Origin of the sequence: Chitinophaga silvatica (assembly GCF_003419895.1) — a bacterium.
In the GTDB taxonomy this organism is placed as follows: Bacteria; Bacteroidota; Bacteroidia; order Chitinophagales; family Chitinophagaceae; genus Chitinophaga; species Chitinophaga silvatica.
In genome coordinates this window covers 231703-248229 of the sequence record NZ_QPMM01000007.1, presented here as the reverse complement: position 1 = coordinate 248229, position 16527 = coordinate 231703, and the positions used below count along the sequence as shown (strand labels likewise).

At 37.9% G+C, this 16527-nt stretch carries 10 protein-coding genes; 3 read left to right on the top strand and 7 right to left on the bottom strand.

What is annotated here, in order from left to right; translation table 11 throughout:
- Positions 1-2: 2 nt before the first annotated feature.
- From DVR12_RS14500 to DVR12_RS14490, 3 genes are all read right to left on the bottom strand, one after another.
- Complete coding sequence (locus DVR12_RS14500; RefSeq protein WP_116976487.1) at positions 3-3011, bottom strand: SusC/RagA family TonB-linked outer membrane protein; 3009 nt, start codon at positions 3009-3011, stop codon at positions 3-5.
- Positions 3012-3599: 588 nt separating this feature from the next.
- Entirely contained in the window at positions 3600-4178 is a 579-nt protein-coding gene (locus tag DVR12_RS14495) for a dihydrofolate reductase family protein (protein WP_116976485.1), read from the bottom strand.
- Positions 4179-4384: 206 nt separating this feature from the next.
- Positions 4385-4834: a KTSC domain-containing protein gene (locus DVR12_RS14490; protein ID WP_116976484.1), complete on the bottom strand. Its 450-nt coding sequence runs from the start codon at positions 4832-4834 to the stop codon at positions 4385-4387.
- A gap of 539 nt (positions 4835-5373) precedes the next feature.
- Between DVR12_RS14490 and DVR12_RS14485 the strand changes: the two genes are divergently transcribed.
- Positions 5374-6441 (top strand): glycoside hydrolase family protein, encoded by a 1068-nt coding sequence (locus DVR12_RS14485; protein WP_116976482.1) that lies wholly within the window; start codon positions 5374-5376, stop codon positions 6439-6441.
- Between the two features lie 66 nt (positions 6442-6507).
- Positions 6508-8652: a beta-L-arabinofuranosidase domain-containing protein gene (locus DVR12_RS14480; RefSeq protein ID WP_199417113.1), complete on the top strand. Its 2145-nt coding sequence runs from the start codon at positions 6508-6510 to the stop codon at positions 8650-8652.
- A gap of 178 nt (positions 8653-8830) precedes the next feature.
- Here DVR12_RS14480 and DVR12_RS14475 read toward each other — a convergent pair whose 3' ends face one another.
- From DVR12_RS14475 to DVR12_RS14465, 3 genes are all read right to left on the bottom strand, one after another.
- A complete protein-coding gene (locus tag DVR12_RS14475) occupies positions 8831-10633 on the bottom strand; it encodes a DUF262 domain-containing protein (protein ID WP_158563276.1) in 1803 nt (600 codons plus the stop codon).
- Between the two features lie 82 nt (positions 10634-10715).
- Entirely contained in the window at positions 10716-11204 is a 489-nt protein-coding gene (locus DVR12_RS14470) for a hypothetical protein (protein WP_116976478.1), read from the bottom strand.
- A gap of 32 nt (positions 11205-11236) precedes the next feature.
- Positions 11237-12016: a deaminase gene (locus DVR12_RS14465; protein WP_116976475.1), complete on the bottom strand. Its 780-nt coding sequence runs from the start codon at positions 12014-12016 to the stop codon at positions 11237-11239.
- A 616-nt stretch (positions 12017-12632) separates the two neighbouring features.
- Between DVR12_RS14465 and DVR12_RS14460 the strand changes: the two genes are divergently transcribed.
- Positions 12633-14030, top strand: coding sequence for a discoidin domain-containing protein (locus DVR12_RS14460; RefSeq protein WP_116976473.1), 1398 nt, complete (start codon positions 12633-12635; stop codon positions 14028-14030).
- A 57-nt stretch (positions 14031-14087) separates the two neighbouring features.
- Here the strand turns inward: DVR12_RS14460 and DVR12_RS14455 are convergent, their stop codons facing one another.
- Positions 14088-16478, bottom strand: coding sequence for an outer membrane beta-barrel family protein (locus tag DVR12_RS14455; protein ID WP_116976471.1), 2391 nt, complete (start codon positions 16476-16478; stop codon positions 14088-14090).
- Positions 16479-16527: the final 49 nt, after the last annotated feature.

The window sequence follows — 16527 nt, the reverse complement described above, 5'->3', positions numbered from 1 at the left end:
GATTAAAACTTCGCATTAATACCGAATTGCAGCATCCAGGTGGCAGGAGCATCGATCCCTATTACAGTTACATCTTCCGGATCAATACCTTTCCATTTCTGACGATAAGGAGCTAAGATCAATGGCTGCTTTACCCCTACAGTAAATCGTAATTCCTGCATCTTCCAGTCACGTATCAGCTTCTCAGGTAAGGAGTAGGCCAGCGTTACATTACGAATTTTGAAGAATGACCCATCAAAGTAGCTGAGTGATTGGAAATTACTGGGCCTTTCCTGATTGGCATTCGGGCGCGGAAAATCGTTAGAAGGATTAGCCGGGGTATTATAAACAACATTCAGGTTGTTATAACGGCCAAACAATGTGTTGTAGTTAGAATAGAAATCGCTACGGATCATACTACCCCAACGTGCAAACGCCACTACAGACAATTCAAAACCTTTATAGGAAAAACGCTGGGTAGTTCCCGCCTGCCATTTGGCTTCAGGAGTTCCCAGAATCTGCCGGTCGTTCTTCGCGTCTATCACTGTATCTTTGTTTACATCTTCCAATCTGATCTCTCCGGGTTTTACACCATATTTGGCTGCTAAAGCAATGTCTTTGTCCTGCCAGATTCCTATCTTTTTAAAATCGTAATACACAATAGTAGGCTGACCAACAAACCATGCATTTCCAATATCTGCAGTTCCACCTTCTCCCAGCGACAAAATCCTTGAGCGGTTACGTGAATAGTTAACATCCATTTTCCAGGAGAAGCCCTTAGGATTATCTATCACAGTAGCCGAAACTCCTATCTCCAGCCCTCTGTTCCGGCTGGTTCCCAGGTTCATTAACACCTGATTGAAGCCATTACTATAAGGCAATGCCTGTGGCATCAGCAGGTCGGTGGTATGCTGATTATACCACTCAATTACCCCACTGATACGGCCATTGAAAAAGCCAAAATCAAGTCCTATATCTGTTGATGTAGTAGTTTCCCAGGTAAGGGTAGGATTACGCAGGTCGGAAGGTACATAGCCCAGAACCCCTTTATTTCCGAAGGAATATGGAATCCTTTGCAGAGCACCCTGCGTAGCATAAGGAGTGATACCGGTATTGCCTATACGACCATAGCTGGCACGTAGCTTCAGGTTATCTATCACTTGTATTCTTTTAAATGGTGCTTCGTTCATGATGTTCCACCCTACTGCCACAGAAGGGAAATAGCCCCATTTTTCTCCGGGAGCAAAACGGGAGGAGCCATCAGCACGTAAAGTGAGTGTTAACAAGTAACGGTCGTCGTATCCATAGTTCAGACGCCCCATGTAGGAGAGGATTGTCCAGGTACTTAAACTGCTGCTCAAACCGGTAACATTCAGTGCCTGCCCCAGATTAAAGTATTGCTGGGATTCTACCGGGATTCCTCTTACGTTGGTACCTCCCATATCGGTAGTTTGTCGTTGCACACTATATAAGCCAGTTACACCGATATTATGTTTCTTCACCAGTTTATTGTAAGTAAGGAGGTTTTCGATGGTATATGCAACTACTGAAGCGTTATTTTTGGTAGCAGTGGCATCACCACCACCGATCAGAAGGTTCGTATTATTTTTCCCCTGGAATAATCCATAATTGTAGGATTGGATATCCGGCCCTACGTTGAGGCGATATTTTAATCCATTGAGAATTTCTACTTCTCCGTATAAGCTGGTGAATACACGCAAACGTTTCATCAGTTCGATGCGATTACCATCTACGTAATCGAGTAATGGGTTGGGTTGCTGGTTATCGCCTGTTGGGTAGGTAATCAGCTTACCATTATCATCATATGGAGCTGCAATAGGTAACATTTTAAGGGCATTATCAATGCCATTGTAGGTTTCACCAGTGCGAAGACTGTATGAACCCAGAATAGATGCGCCTACTCTAACCCTGTTACCTATACGCTGATCCAGTGCCACATTAAAATTATAACGTTCAAAGCTTTGTAGTTTCAGCACCCCCTGGTCTTTAAAATAGCTCAGCCCCATGCTATACCTGGTATTTTCTGTACCACCCGAAACATTAATACCATGGTTGTTTTGGTAGCCAGGCGAAATCATGAGTTTTTGCCAGTCAACATCCACCCCTTTCTTGATATTGGCATATTCTGTAGCGTTGAAAATCTTCTGATCTGAAGCGTCGGGGTTATTATCATCGTATTTTCCGATGGTGCGGTTAGCATCCCGTCGCATTTCCGTGAAGCGTGCGGCGTTCATCATATCGGTTTCGCCGAGTTGATGTACGATGCCATAGGAGCCACTGTAGGAGACTACTGCTTTTCCTGTTTTACCTCTTTGTGTGGTAACGAGGATGACACCATTTGCACCTCTGGAGCCATAAATAGCTGTAGCAGAGGCGTCTTTCAAAATATCCATCGATTGTATTACACCCGTACCGATATCGTTCAGGCTACCGGAATAAGGAATTCCGTCAACTACATAGAGCGGATCGTTTCCGGCATTGAGGGAGCGTGACCCACGAATCCTTACCTGTGGCTCATCTCCGGGCTTAGAGCTGTTATTTATAACTTCTACCCCAGGTGCGCGGCCTTGTAAGGCCTGTTGCGGATTAGTTACAGGTACATCCTGGATCGACTTTGCATTTACACTGGAAATGGCTCCGGTTACATCCGTTTTCCGCTGTTGGCCATATCCGACGACTACAATTTCGTCGAGTTTTTTGCGATCGACTTCCAAAATAATGGAAACGATTGCACGACTATTGACAGGTTCTTCATGTGTAACAAAACCAACAAAAGTATACACCAATACTGCGTTGACAGGATCGTTTACCTGCAACCTGTAATGTCCTTTCAGATCGGTGACTGTACCAATATTTTTGCCTTTAATGGCAATGGTAACTCCTACCAATGGTGATTTTTGGGCATCGAGTACATTTCCCTCAATGGTAATAGGCTTTGTTTGCCCCCCGGTAAATTGATACAATAGCAGACATGCTATCAGACATAGGAAACGTGAAATGGGTTTCTTCATAACGTTAGATTGAGGATTAAAAGTTGGGTTTAAGTCAGATTTTGGATACAAGTGATGTTAATGGGTTCACTACTCAGGTTCTTCAGGGAACAAAATAGTAAAACTTTAGAATTATGCAATCGTTTGCATTGATTTTTATTTTGAAAACCTATAAAAGTTCGTGGCCGGCAAGGAATATCAATCAATTAGGAGTTTACAAATGGAATCATAGATTGATTATTTATTACTGAAACCTATTATTATGTTGATGAAGGATGATATTAGGAAAGGAATTTCAGCTTCTATTTTGGTTTGGTGACCAGACAGTATCTAGGTGAGAAGGTTAGCAGAGATATCTATTATCAACCTATAATAATATCTATAAGGTTATTCCAATAGAAACAGGAGAACATCAATAATTCATGAACAGTGATTGTTCAGGTTATAATAAGAATAATAACGAAAATGATAACCAGGGAGTTTTCAAATAAACAAATTAAAACCTGCTACCAAAGCAGGTTTTAATAGATGAATGATCTTAAGAATGATTATGTTTTTCAGGAAAATAATATTATTTAAAAAATGGATATCACACGATCAAACAGAACCTTATAATTTATAAATGTGTAGGGTTGTTCCTTTAGGAAAAACTTTGACATCTACTAAATTCAGATAAAGAGGATCTTCAATCCCATCAAAAATTCTCAATCCACTACCTAATGCCACCGGATGAATAAATAAGTAGAATTCGTCGATAAGTCTGGCCGCAATCAGGCTCCTCATAAATTCTGCACCTCCTATTGCTGAAATAGGCTTTCCTTCTTCCGCTTTAAGCTCATTGATTCCCTGTACCAGGTCTCCTTCAAAAATCCTCGCATTGGCCCAGGAAAGTGCAGCAGGTGATGGATCAGGACCCGGATCATAGCCCTTATAACCATTTTTGGTAAATACAGCTTTGGGAATTTCGTTCATAGGTCTGGCAAACGCATCGGTAGAAGTTGGCCAGTAGGATGCCGTACCCTCAAACGACTTTCTACCCATAATAATCAATCCGGCAGCACTACACTGCTCCAAAGCCATAGCCTTCGACTGTTCATCACCGGTTTTGAAAATCCAATCGAGCGATCCACCGGGGCCGGAAACAAAACCATCAAGCGACATCGACATCTTCATCTGTAACTTGCGCATAATTTTTTCTTCAAATGTAAAGCCCATCACCAAACCTGGGGATGGGCCAATGCGACAATCACAGGGGAATTTGCGTCAATTATCTGTGATCAACTCCTTTTATAACAATCCTGTAATTAATGTTGGTATTATTCTCAAATAAATATTTGTATTACAGAATCTTTACACAGAAAAAACCAGCAAGCGCTTCTGTTCAAACTACTATCCTATGCTTCTACAGCTCTGCTGATTTTGCGATACACAAACTCATGGTAGATATGCCGGCGGCAGAATCTTCCTGGTGTATCAGAGTTAACTAATTTCACATATAATGCCTTAGGTACATCCAGATATTCATAGCTACTGCCATCCTGAAACTGAATTTGCAGGGTTGTTTTACTATAACTAAAATCATGGATCATGCTGGCAGTGATGGTTGCTGTATATTCAGGCAGCGCAGCTTCAATAGTCTCCGGAGCGATGCTTACCAGAAAATGATATGCCTCAATTAATGCTTTACTCTTTGCTTCTGCTTCTAATTTCTTCTCCTCTTCCAGCCCCACGAATTTATCGGGATGCCATTCCTTCATCAGGTTTCGGTAAGTTGACTTTAATTCTTTTAGATCTGTAGCTTTGGTTACGCCCAACAGTTTTCTGTAGTCTGCTATTTTACTCATTATAGATTGTGTTAAAAAATAAACAGGCTGATCATAATGAGCAGGCCACTATTTATTATGAATTGGCCGCAAAATTATGGCAAATTAATGTAATCTCATTGTCAGATTGCCCAAATGGTACGTAATACATAACATATAATGGTGGAATTCAATTTCAGGTGGATTTAAATTTTACAATCATCAACATGATTCTGAAATCACAAACACTCGAGACAAAGAGTTACAAAAATTATTGCGCTATTACCAAGGATTCAACAATAGTTTCTCCTAACTACTTATCATTTTAATTCCTATCTTTAGCCGGATTAATTCAGGAAATACTATTCACATACTTCTAAATAGTAGCAACTTAGAGGTGCAATAACATTATAAAACAGATCCTTTAAATACTGTTCTGTCAGATTGTAGCAGCTGACAGAAAGTCGATGACGTTATATCCGTCCTTCAACTTTTCTCCAAAAACTAGTGAATATATTGGAAATCGTGATACTACTTAATAGTAACTGATTTTCGGTATAAGAATTACTAATGTAAATACTATGCAGAAAAAAATTGTTTATGCGCTGCTACTGTTCCTTGTGATTCAACTTAGAGTATCAGGTCAAATACAAGGTTCGCAAACAAATGTAAAGTTCGATATTGCCAAGGCTCCCGCTCCTTTGTTCAGAGATCCTGTATATGATGGAGCTGCTGATCCAACAGTCATCTGGCATAGCGCTACAAAGAAATGGATAATATTCTATACTGCTCGTAGAGCTGCTTTAGATTTAAAGGGAGTTGCCTACTGTTACGGAACCTCTATAGGCATCGCTGCATCCGCGGATTATGGCAAAACCTGGACCTATGAAGGCACAGCAAACCTACCGCAACCCGATACCGGGTTAAATTCATTTTGGGCCCCACAGGTATTTCAAAATCCCGACGATCAGCTTTATCATATGATTGTTACCTATATCAAAGGCGTTTATGATTATTGGGGCGGAGAAGCACAGGTATTTCATTATACCAGTAAGGATTTAAAAACCTGGAAGAAGCTTAATGATATAGGGTTAAGAGGCTGCATTGATGCATCTGTTTTCCGGTTACCCGATCACAGTTGGAAAATTTGGTACAAAGATCAGCAAGGCGTTACATCCTCCGGCACAAGTAAAGACCTTAGTCACTGGACTTTTAATAATACAGCCGAAGTAAAAAACAGAGGACATGAAGGTCCGGTAGTGTTTTACTTTAATAATGCCTATTGGATGATAACTGATCCTACCTACGATGATTATACCGGACTTGACGTTTTTCGTTCTGTTGATGCTACTCACTGGGAATACAATAACACTATACTCAACACACCAGGAATAAGACCAGATGACATTGATCAGGGCAGGCATGCAGATGTAAAAATTGTAAATAACAAAGCATACATATTCTATTTCACTCACCCAGGCCGTGTATACCCGGGAGAAAAAGAAGAAGATAATGATAATAATCGCTGGAGATATCGCCGGTCGTCCTTGCAGGTTGCCGAGCTGGAACTGGAATCAGGAAAAATGATTTGCGATAGAAACAAATATGCCCTTTTAAAAAATATTCCGGCAAAAAAAATACCTCAATAATTAACCTTCGATAGAAATAAATCGCTGAGCAGATAAAACCCAAGCTCAGGATAAAATAAAAATAATATGCGCAAAAATTGGATTAAAAACTCGGGTCTGTGTTTATCAGTGGCATTTGGCTGCCTTTTCTTAGCTATGGATCGGCCTAAGCCCGATGAAAATATTACAGTGATTGACAATATACCACGAAAAGACAATAATAGATTCTATCCGGGTAACCGAAAACCTCTGCAGCCCGAAGCACTAATCAAATTACCTGTAACAGCTATTCAACCAAAAGGATGGCTTTTAGAATACCTTAAACGGCAAAAAAGCGGACTTACCGGACAATTAGGACATATTAGTGCCTGGTTACAAAAAGAGAATAATGCCTGGTTATCTAAAGAAGGGAAAGGAGAATTTGGATGGGAAGAAGTTCCCTACTGGCTAAAAGGCTATGCTAATATTGGTTACATTTTACGCGACAAGGAAATAATTGATGAATCCCGCGTTTGGTTAGAAGGTGTATTGAACAGTCAGAGAAGCGATGGAAATTTTGGGCCTACTACAGTAGATAGCAATGGGGCGGAAGATTTCTGGCCCAAAATGATCATGTTGTATTGCCTACAATCGTACTACGAGTATTCGACAGATAAACGTGTAATTGAATTCATGAAGAATTTTTTCAGGTACCAGCTCAACTATCCTGAAGATAAATTTATCAGGCAGTTTCATTACTGGCAGGGCCTGAGAACAGGCGACAACCTACATAGTGTATTATGGCTTTATAATATTACCGGAGATACCTGGTTATTGGATCTGGCAAAAAAAATACATCGTAATTCTACTAGTTGGGCAAATCGGAATAATGAACACGTAACTGGTATTGAGGGCAGTGAACGACCAACATGGACGCATTTGTTACCTGATTGGCATAATGTAAATATTGCCCAGGGATTCAGGGAACCAGCCATATATTATCAATTATCCGGAAATAAGGAAGATTTGAAGGCAAGTTATGATGTTCATAAAATAATCCGCAACTATTTTGGACAGGTTCCAGGAGGCTTATTCGGCAGCGATGAGGTGGCAAGGCCTGGCTTTATTGATCCACGTCAGGGAACCGAAACCTGTGGGATGGTGGAAGAGATGAATAGCGATGAAGAAATGCTAAGAATCACAGGAGATATCCGCTGGAGCGATCAGGCAGAAAATGTTGCCTTCAACTCCTACCCTGCTGCAGTAATGCCAGACTTCCGTTCGCTTCGTTATATTACCAGCCCCAATATGGTGGTGAGTGATGCTTTAAATCATAGCCCGGGCATTAATAACTCCGGTCCATTTCTAATGATGAACCCATTCAGCTCCCGTTGTTGTCAGCATAATCATTCTCAAGGGTGGCCATATTTTAGCGAAAATTTATGGATGGCAACTCCTGATAATGGAATTGCGGCCACATTATATGCCTCATCGGAAGTAACTGCAAAGGTAGCAACAGGAGAAACAGTACAGATCGACGAACAAACGAACTATCCATTTGATGATCAACTGATCTTCACCATAAAAACCAGGAAAAACTCGAAATTTCCACTATATCTACGTATTCCGTCCTGGTGTGAAGAAGCGAAACTGGAGATTAATCATGTACAAAAATCGATTAAGTCTAAGGGTGGACAGTATATCAGGATTGAAAGAACCTGGGCCAACCAGGATCAGGTAATACTCCATTTACCTATGAAAATAGGTATCACAACCTGGAAAGAGAATAAAAACAGTGTAAGCATTAACTATGGGCCATTGACGTTTTCTCTTAAAATAGCGGAAACTTACCTGCGAAAAGAAAGTAATGCTACTGCAATTGGCGATTCGAGATGGCAAAAGGGAGTAAATGCAGAAGCCTGGCCTTCTTTTGAAATACACCCTTCTTCCACCTGGAATTATGGTCTTAACTTAAATACAATTAGCCCATTAGATGGAATTGTAATAGAAAAGAAAAACTTTCCGGCTAATAACTTTCCATTTACTATAAATGATGCGCCAATTCAATTGAAAGTGAGTGGCAGAAGTATACCTGAATGGAAAATTGATAAGTATGGTTTGTGTGGCGAGCTGCCTGCAAGCCCTGTTCGCAGCGCTCAACCTACTGATACAATTACGCTGATACCTATGGGGTGTGCACGTTTGCGTATCAGCCAATTTCCGTTGATCGATGCAGAATCCGCGAAAAAATAATTAATACTAATATTACAACAGCGGATTGTAAATAACCGGACTATAAATGTAAAATCTTAGGCCGTCCTCTGTATACCTTGGGATAAATTCATACAGAGGGCAGCCAGTTTTTGAACTGCAACTACATTTATAAAAAACAGATATAAAGGTCGATAAAGAATATAACAATTATTGATAACTAATTACCTTCCACTATCTCCTTTATTCTATTTGTCAATAACACTTCTCGCTGTTGTATAAAATTTCCGAATTGGTTAAAGGATAAATCAACATTTTGGGGTATTAATAATTGTTCCCTAATGCCAGCATTAAACTTTTCCTGTTGCTCAATCCAACCTTTCAACGCACTCTTATTTTTCGACTTATTTTGTTCTTCAGACAAAATTGTTAAATTCAAAACTGAATTTTTATATTCATTACAATAATCAATATTTAATTCAGTACAATTTTCATAATTATAAGAAGCGAATGCTTGAATAGGATGGAGATGATCGATATTAGGGTTTTTAAATTCAAAATTAAACTTTGGGAAAAGCAATGAAAGCACATAAAAACTATCCATATTATCATATGTAGTTCTCAAAATAGTACTTATCCGTTCATCATCAATATGAAAATTTTTATTCGATCCTTTAAAACCTTCTTTAATAAACGAAAGCGGGAATGCTCCACTAACATTCTCTGTAATAATTTTTTTTAATCTCAATAGAAACCCATCGGTACTTCCACTAAATAATTTATTTAATAAAATAATATGTAAATATTTTCTAATCAACTCTTTGTTTTCATTATGTTTATTTTCCTTGTTTATTTGGCTTTCCAGATTATTGAGGTATAGATAATAAATTACAGGTATGACTGCATTTTTAGCTCTCAAAGAATAATTATTAAATGATAGTGACTTTGCCAGCTCAAATGCTGATTTAATACAATTTGTTATTCTACCCCAGTTGATCTTTATCTTGTTAATTGTATTCGCACCAAAATTATTTAATACGAATCTTATATCGCCCGAAACAAGTACCAAACTAGTTTTTAAAATAAAATCCTGATCAACTTCAAAGCCAAATTCCCTGATCTCACGTATTACACTATCTATCTCTTCTCTGGCACCTTTAGATGAATATTCCTGATCCCAAGATGCCGAAATTATCGACATTAACAGATCTGCAAATGACAACTTTGTACCACCAGAATTGGTTCTAATAAACTCATATAATATTTTATCGAAATCCTGTTCTTTCTCCAGATAATAATTAATCAGAGGTTTGTCATTTATCAAGCTATACAATTTGATGAGAGTCTCCCCGGGAAATCCCGAAACATCAAGTTTCTCATCTGTAAGGTATTTAACAACGTCGGCTAGCTTCGTAAATCCCAATATCTTACCTACTTCAAACCAGTGGCATAATACTTCAACATCATTACCCGTAGCACCCTCTACTTGTTTTATTTTATTTTCATTTTCTCTTTGATCATTATTGTGAATTAGAAATCTAAAATCGTAAACTTTCTTATCTTCATCATTATCCAGAGGATTCAACAAATCCAAATACAGCTTCCTTGAAGGGTAGTTCTTTTCGTCTTCATGATAATTCTTTTTTCGATATACATACTGCTTAAATGCATAACTTCCCTTTAGCCCCATGTACAAACTATTCAATCTCTGCTGTCCATCTATGATTGCATAAAAATCTTTATAGCCAATAGTTGCTCTCTCTTCATTGTTACCTCCTCTATATTCCACATACTTCTTTAAGAAGTCATAAAACCGAAATTGACTTTTTATATTCTGATCAGTGACTGACCAAAACATAAAAGTGTTTATTGGATACCCTTGCATAATCGAATCGAAGAGAAACTCGATTTGACGAGTACTCCAAACAAATCGACGTTGAATAGATGGTAAAAGATAATCTCCATGATCTATATGATCAATTGCAGCTTTGATGGTTAGGGCTTTTTCTAATTCGTTTGACATCTGTTTATTCTTTTTATAATCAATTAATTTTGAATACATTCATTTAACAATTCACGGCCAAATTAAACTCCGACAGATTTTTTCATTGGGCAATTGGTATCGTGATATTCATTACCAAATTAGTAAGTCTTTTAAGATCCTTTCCAGGCTGCCCATTTCCCAAAACTCCTCTAATCACCAAGTGGCCAAATGCCTCATGTAATCTGCTCCCCAGTAGTTGGTATGAAATTTTGTTTTCAGGATCAGAAATCTCTTTTTCGTTTATACTATACAGTGTTCCAATATACTCTGAAAGCAAATGCTTAGTCAAATCATTCAGAGAATCGAAATATTCTCGGACTCCAGATTTATTAAGGATAAAATCCATGGCCATAGCAGTGTTAATTTTATTTGGTGTCTTCTTGGCGATCATATAGGCATCACTATTTTCAATAATGGAATCTATCTCCCCAAGAGTTTTTCCAGCAGGTTCATTTAAATATTTAACTGCTCTTTCATTATGTGCCACAGGGTGACATGAGTAAAATGCGCTAATTAAAGCGACTCCTATAATAATTAATTTACTTTTCATAGTTATTGCTAAATTATTCTGGACTTTTATCTTTAAGCATATAATTCCTTTAACCTATCTTGCAACCCTAAAAGGGTATTAAGGTTATTTTGCCTGTCCTCTCCTTCTGTTAGCAAATCCGCTGCTGTTAACTGTAAAAACTGAGCATTACATTCTTGCAAAAATTCTTTCAGATCATCCAGGTAAAGGGTTGCGATCTGAGTATAACTATTGACATAATCTAATAGCCATTTCAGTTTTGCTCCACAATTAGAAATCAATTTGCTTTCTGAATAGGTTGGTATTTTGAGGTTTTCATATGTTATATTGTATGAACTATAGTATTTATCCTTTAAGAAACTGAAAGACTGCCCATAAGTTGTATCTGGAATTATGTATACGATGCGACTCATACGTGTAACTAATAAGGCAGATGTACAAAAGGGACAGGGTTCCAGCGTTGTATAAATCGTCGCCCCCATAGGTATTTTTTCAGTTTTATTTGGCTGATTGAAGAGCATATCGCGATAATAACTCTCTACTGATTGTTCATCAGAGTTTCTTGGGCGTTTTATATTAATTCTTTGGATAGCCTCTTTAAGTGTTAATTGCTCTGCATGTAACATTGGATTGCATTCGGCATGAATGTGATTTTGCTTCTGCCCTATGACCTCTCCATCACAGTTATCTATGATTGCAGCAAAAATATTCAAGCCGTTGGAATGTGTAGGCTTGCCATCTTTGTGAATAAATTGGGTATCAAAATTTTTATAACCAATTGCCAGAAGGCCTAAAAAAACAATTGCATCTTTTTCAATGATAGGGATAACCATATTTTTAACATTAGAATTAACTGTAAATAATTATTTGGGTATAAAGAGTTCAATATTATTGGAAATAGAGATATTTCTAATAATAATCAATTAGAACATTTTTTCAAAATTTATTATTAAATTATTACATAATTTTAGTCATCATTCTTTCAATTGCATATTCTAACGATACTATATTAGCTATAACAATTGATATTCAGCAAGTTTGAATAAAACATGAAAAAAAACTATTCAAGACTTGCTTAAGCCCATTTTTTACTGTAAACTTGTATAGAAAGGTATTATTATCAACCCTATTTGTATTTAAAATTATTATTGAACTAATAATTACCTCATTAACAGTCGATAGTACGTGCACCTGGCCTCATAATTAGCAATCTTTTAAATCGGTAAATGTAGCTCCTTCCACATTATTGAAGTTTTAGCCTAAAGGATTTAACCTTCATAAATGGCGAGATAGATTCCAGTTTGAAAAATCGATTTTATAACATTCAACCAAAATCAGAAATAGCATCCTTTGTGTTTTTTGAAAAAACGATTTAGTAAAAAGATTCAACCACATAAAACCCATTTATAAACCTCTTTTCCTTTTTATTTAACTATTAAAAAAAGAACTATGAAAATTTCAGTGTTCGCCCTTGCCTTAGTTATGCTTGGGCTATTCTCAGGATGTATTAAAGAAAATTCTGAGAACAAACTTCAATCTATCCAAACAAATACCTTAAAAGCCAACCTACTGGCCGATCCTGTTACTACCTGGCAAGAACATTGGTTTGAACATCAGCAGTTATTAAATCGTGTATTTTTTGATACTAGTGTAGCTGTCTATTTCGATAATGATGTAAACAGCAGTATTACCTGGCCTAATTCCTATTTAGCACAGGTATGGAATTATACTAAAAACACTTATGGTGCTTTTGGAACCGAATCACGCCTTTATGCCATATTTCACAGTGGCAAGTATTCTGGTGGTCACCCTTCTACGTATATGGATGCCAGTCATGATTACAGAAATGTAATTGATGTTGGTTCTTCAGATCCCAATGCCTGGATAAGTGGCACTGGTAATGATATTGATCTTACTACCCATGAAGTTGGACATATAGTGGAAGGTGCTTCAAAAGGAGTCCATAATTCACCAGCCTTTAGTATATGGCATGATAGCAAATGGATGGAAATATATCAGTATGATGTTTATATAGGTCTTGGCCGCAGTAGTGATGTTACACGCTGGTACAATATGAAGATCACACAAACAGACTCCTATCCCCGCGCCGGCACTTATTGGTTCAGAGATTGGTTTTATCCAATTTATTCCAACTATGGCGGTAAAGTAGCCCTCAACCAATTCTTTAACTTATTAGCCCAGTATTTTCCAAAATCTAATTGGAATAATGGTGTAACCACCTATCCTCAGTATACCAGGGATATGAATTTTGGGGAGTTTGTACATTTCTGGAGCGGTGCTGCCGGCGCGGATTTAAAACAACTGGCTCTGAATGCCTTCGGGAATAAAGATGAACAAGGAAACGACTGGACAGCGCAATTAATCCAAGCTAAATCGACTTTCTCCGGGATTACATACCCTTCCAATGATATAACTAATCAGGGAACATTAACAGTAAGTAAAGAAAATAATTCCGGCGCCAGCTCAACAGAAGGCTCCTCCAAGTTGATTGATAATAACTACAGCACGAAGTTCTTTGTCAACAGTGTAACAACCGTTTCATTGCAGCTATTGTTTTCAACTGCACAAACAGTAAAATCATATACCTTAACTTCAGGTAATGATGCAATCGACCGTGATCCTAAAAACTGGGAATTGAGAGGATCTAATGATGGTAATACCTGGACTACCTTAAATACCCAAACTAATCAAACATTTTCTGCCCGAAATCAAACCAGGCAGTTTACTATCAGTAATTCAACTGCCTACAAATATTACGGCATATTTGTTTCTGCTACCAACGGTAGCCCGGATTTTCAATTAAGTGAGTGGAGATTGTTTAAATAAAAACAGAAAATCCGTCTCTACTCTGTAGAGGCGGATTTTTTTAACATTATATAATTATTATTTAGCTCTGTCCCTCTCCTCTTCATTTCCAAAATCACGCTGCTTTAACGTGATACTGTTTCTACCAAACTTATAGCTAATAGAAACTCTTACTCCACGGCTATCGCCATAGCTCCTGATGCTATTTTTTATTCCATTGGAAAAGTAAGTTATAACCGGTCGTTGCGCATTCAACAAGTCTTCGCCTGTAACTGTTAACGTCAGTTTCTTATTGGCTAACAGACATTTCACTGAAACATCCAGAATATTTAATGTTGAAATATGAAAGATCTGGTAACGGCCTGCCAATTGCAAAGCATAATTGACACCCAGAAAAACTGATTTCTGGCGATTCAAAGTAAAATCATTATTGCTGAATAAATATCCGTTATATCCATCAATCGATCTTACAAAATCCACTTTCGACTTAACATTCTGATAGTTTACATTGAATCCGGTCAGGCTATTCCACCACGCATATTTATTCAGATTGTAAGACGTTGAAATCCCAATCTGATAAGTATTTGCATAATTTAAAGGCGTTTTCCTGGTGATATTGGTTACATCATTTGTAATAGCTAGATCCTGGCCAAAATCTGTCACCCGGGAATAATAAAGGGAGTTAACCCATTGTTGATTCTTTACATATGACAACTCGATATTATTGATGTACGAAGGTTTTAGAAACGGGTTGCCTTCTGCATAAAAATATGGGTTGCTGCGAACAACAAATGGATTGAGGTAGTCAAATTCCGGACGGCGAATCCTGCGGCTATAATTAAGAGAGAAGGAATTATTCTCATCAGGCACATAAGTTAAATAGGCAGTAGGGAATAATTTTATATAATTGTTTGTATTGATTTGATTCAGATTTTCAGAGTACCCTTTTGTCTGTGTAGCTTCTACACGCATACCAGCCTGGGTTTCCCATTTGTCGGAAATTTTCCTGGCAGCAGAAAAGTATAATGCCTCATTATATTCCTTGTAATTAAAAACATTGGATTGATTGGTATTCAAAACCGGGGTTCCGGTATGATGATCGTAGACCACCAAATCATTATTGGTGATTGTATAGGAAAATCTGGCACCGGCAGTAAGGTTAGCCCATTTATACGGGAGTGTTACATCAGTTTTGGCTGCATAATTTTTAATTTTGTTGATGTTATTATTTTCGGAAGAAAAGAATGATCCGGGTATAATGCCTTTATGTTGATCCAGTTCATTACCTGAAAAGAACCGGAAATCGGTCTTTTGGTAGTCGAAATAATCCATATCTATTGTTATCTTCTTCCCCATTGTATCCAGAGAAAAAGAATGGTACCAGTTTAGAGAGCTCATTTGGGGCTTGCTGGCTGCTTTTACATCCGATGCCACAAAACCATCCATTATTGAAGTTTCACTATTAAATCGGGTCGTAAATGGCTGATTCGTTGATTGTCTATCTGTATAACTACCGAGATACTTGAATCCGGTTGTCCATTTATTCGTCAGTTTATAGTCTATCCCCCAGCCAGCGCTCAATATATCCCTTTGCGACCGGTTACGTGTTTGCTGTTGCCAGCGTTCTTTGGTATAAAATATCTGTTCGTCGGCAGTTGTCAATAGTTCTTGTTTTCCTTTGCTTACAGAGGCTTGAAGAGAAAGCCTGTTATGGTTATAATTGAACAATCCCTGCAGGTTTCCACCGGCATATGTCTTCTGCGTATAAGATGCTCCGATGCTGGCATCCCATGAATTAGTCCTGGCTTTTTTCAGTTTAATATTAATTAATCCACTATTCCCCTCTGCTTCATATTGTGCCGGAGGCGTAGTAATGACCTCTATGCTCCTGATATTATCTGCCGGGATAGATTTCATAAAATTGGCCAGGTCCTCCTTCGACATTCTCTGCAACCGTTCGTCTATCATTACCATTACTTCTCCTTTACCAACAATAGAAATAACATCATTCTGAATTCTGACACCTGGGGTAGATTTCAGTGCATCCAGCGCCGAACCACCTGTTGGCATAACAGCATTTTCTATATTAAAAACCAATCTGTCTACTTTTTGCTCAAAGATTTTCTTCTTGCCGGTAATCGTAATTCCCTGCAACGCTGTAACATCTTCAATTTCAATTACTCCCAAATCTCTATCTCCATCTACCAAAATCTCTCTATTCAAATATTCTTTTCCAAATTGTTTTACTATTAATCGATAAGCCTTCTTATCGGCTTTCATGGCAAATTGCCCCAAGGTATCTGTTATTGCCTGCTGAACCAGCACAGAATCACTTTTAAATAAACTGACATACATAAATTCAATGGGGGCGGCTTGTCGACCTACCAATTTCCCTTTAATGGTAAACTGTTGGCCCTGTGTATAGGAGTAGTGTAAAATTATTGCCAGTAAAATAAAAATCCGTTTCATGTGCTTTGAGTTAATGTGGCACAAAAATCAATGCAGCAGGGGTTATAAA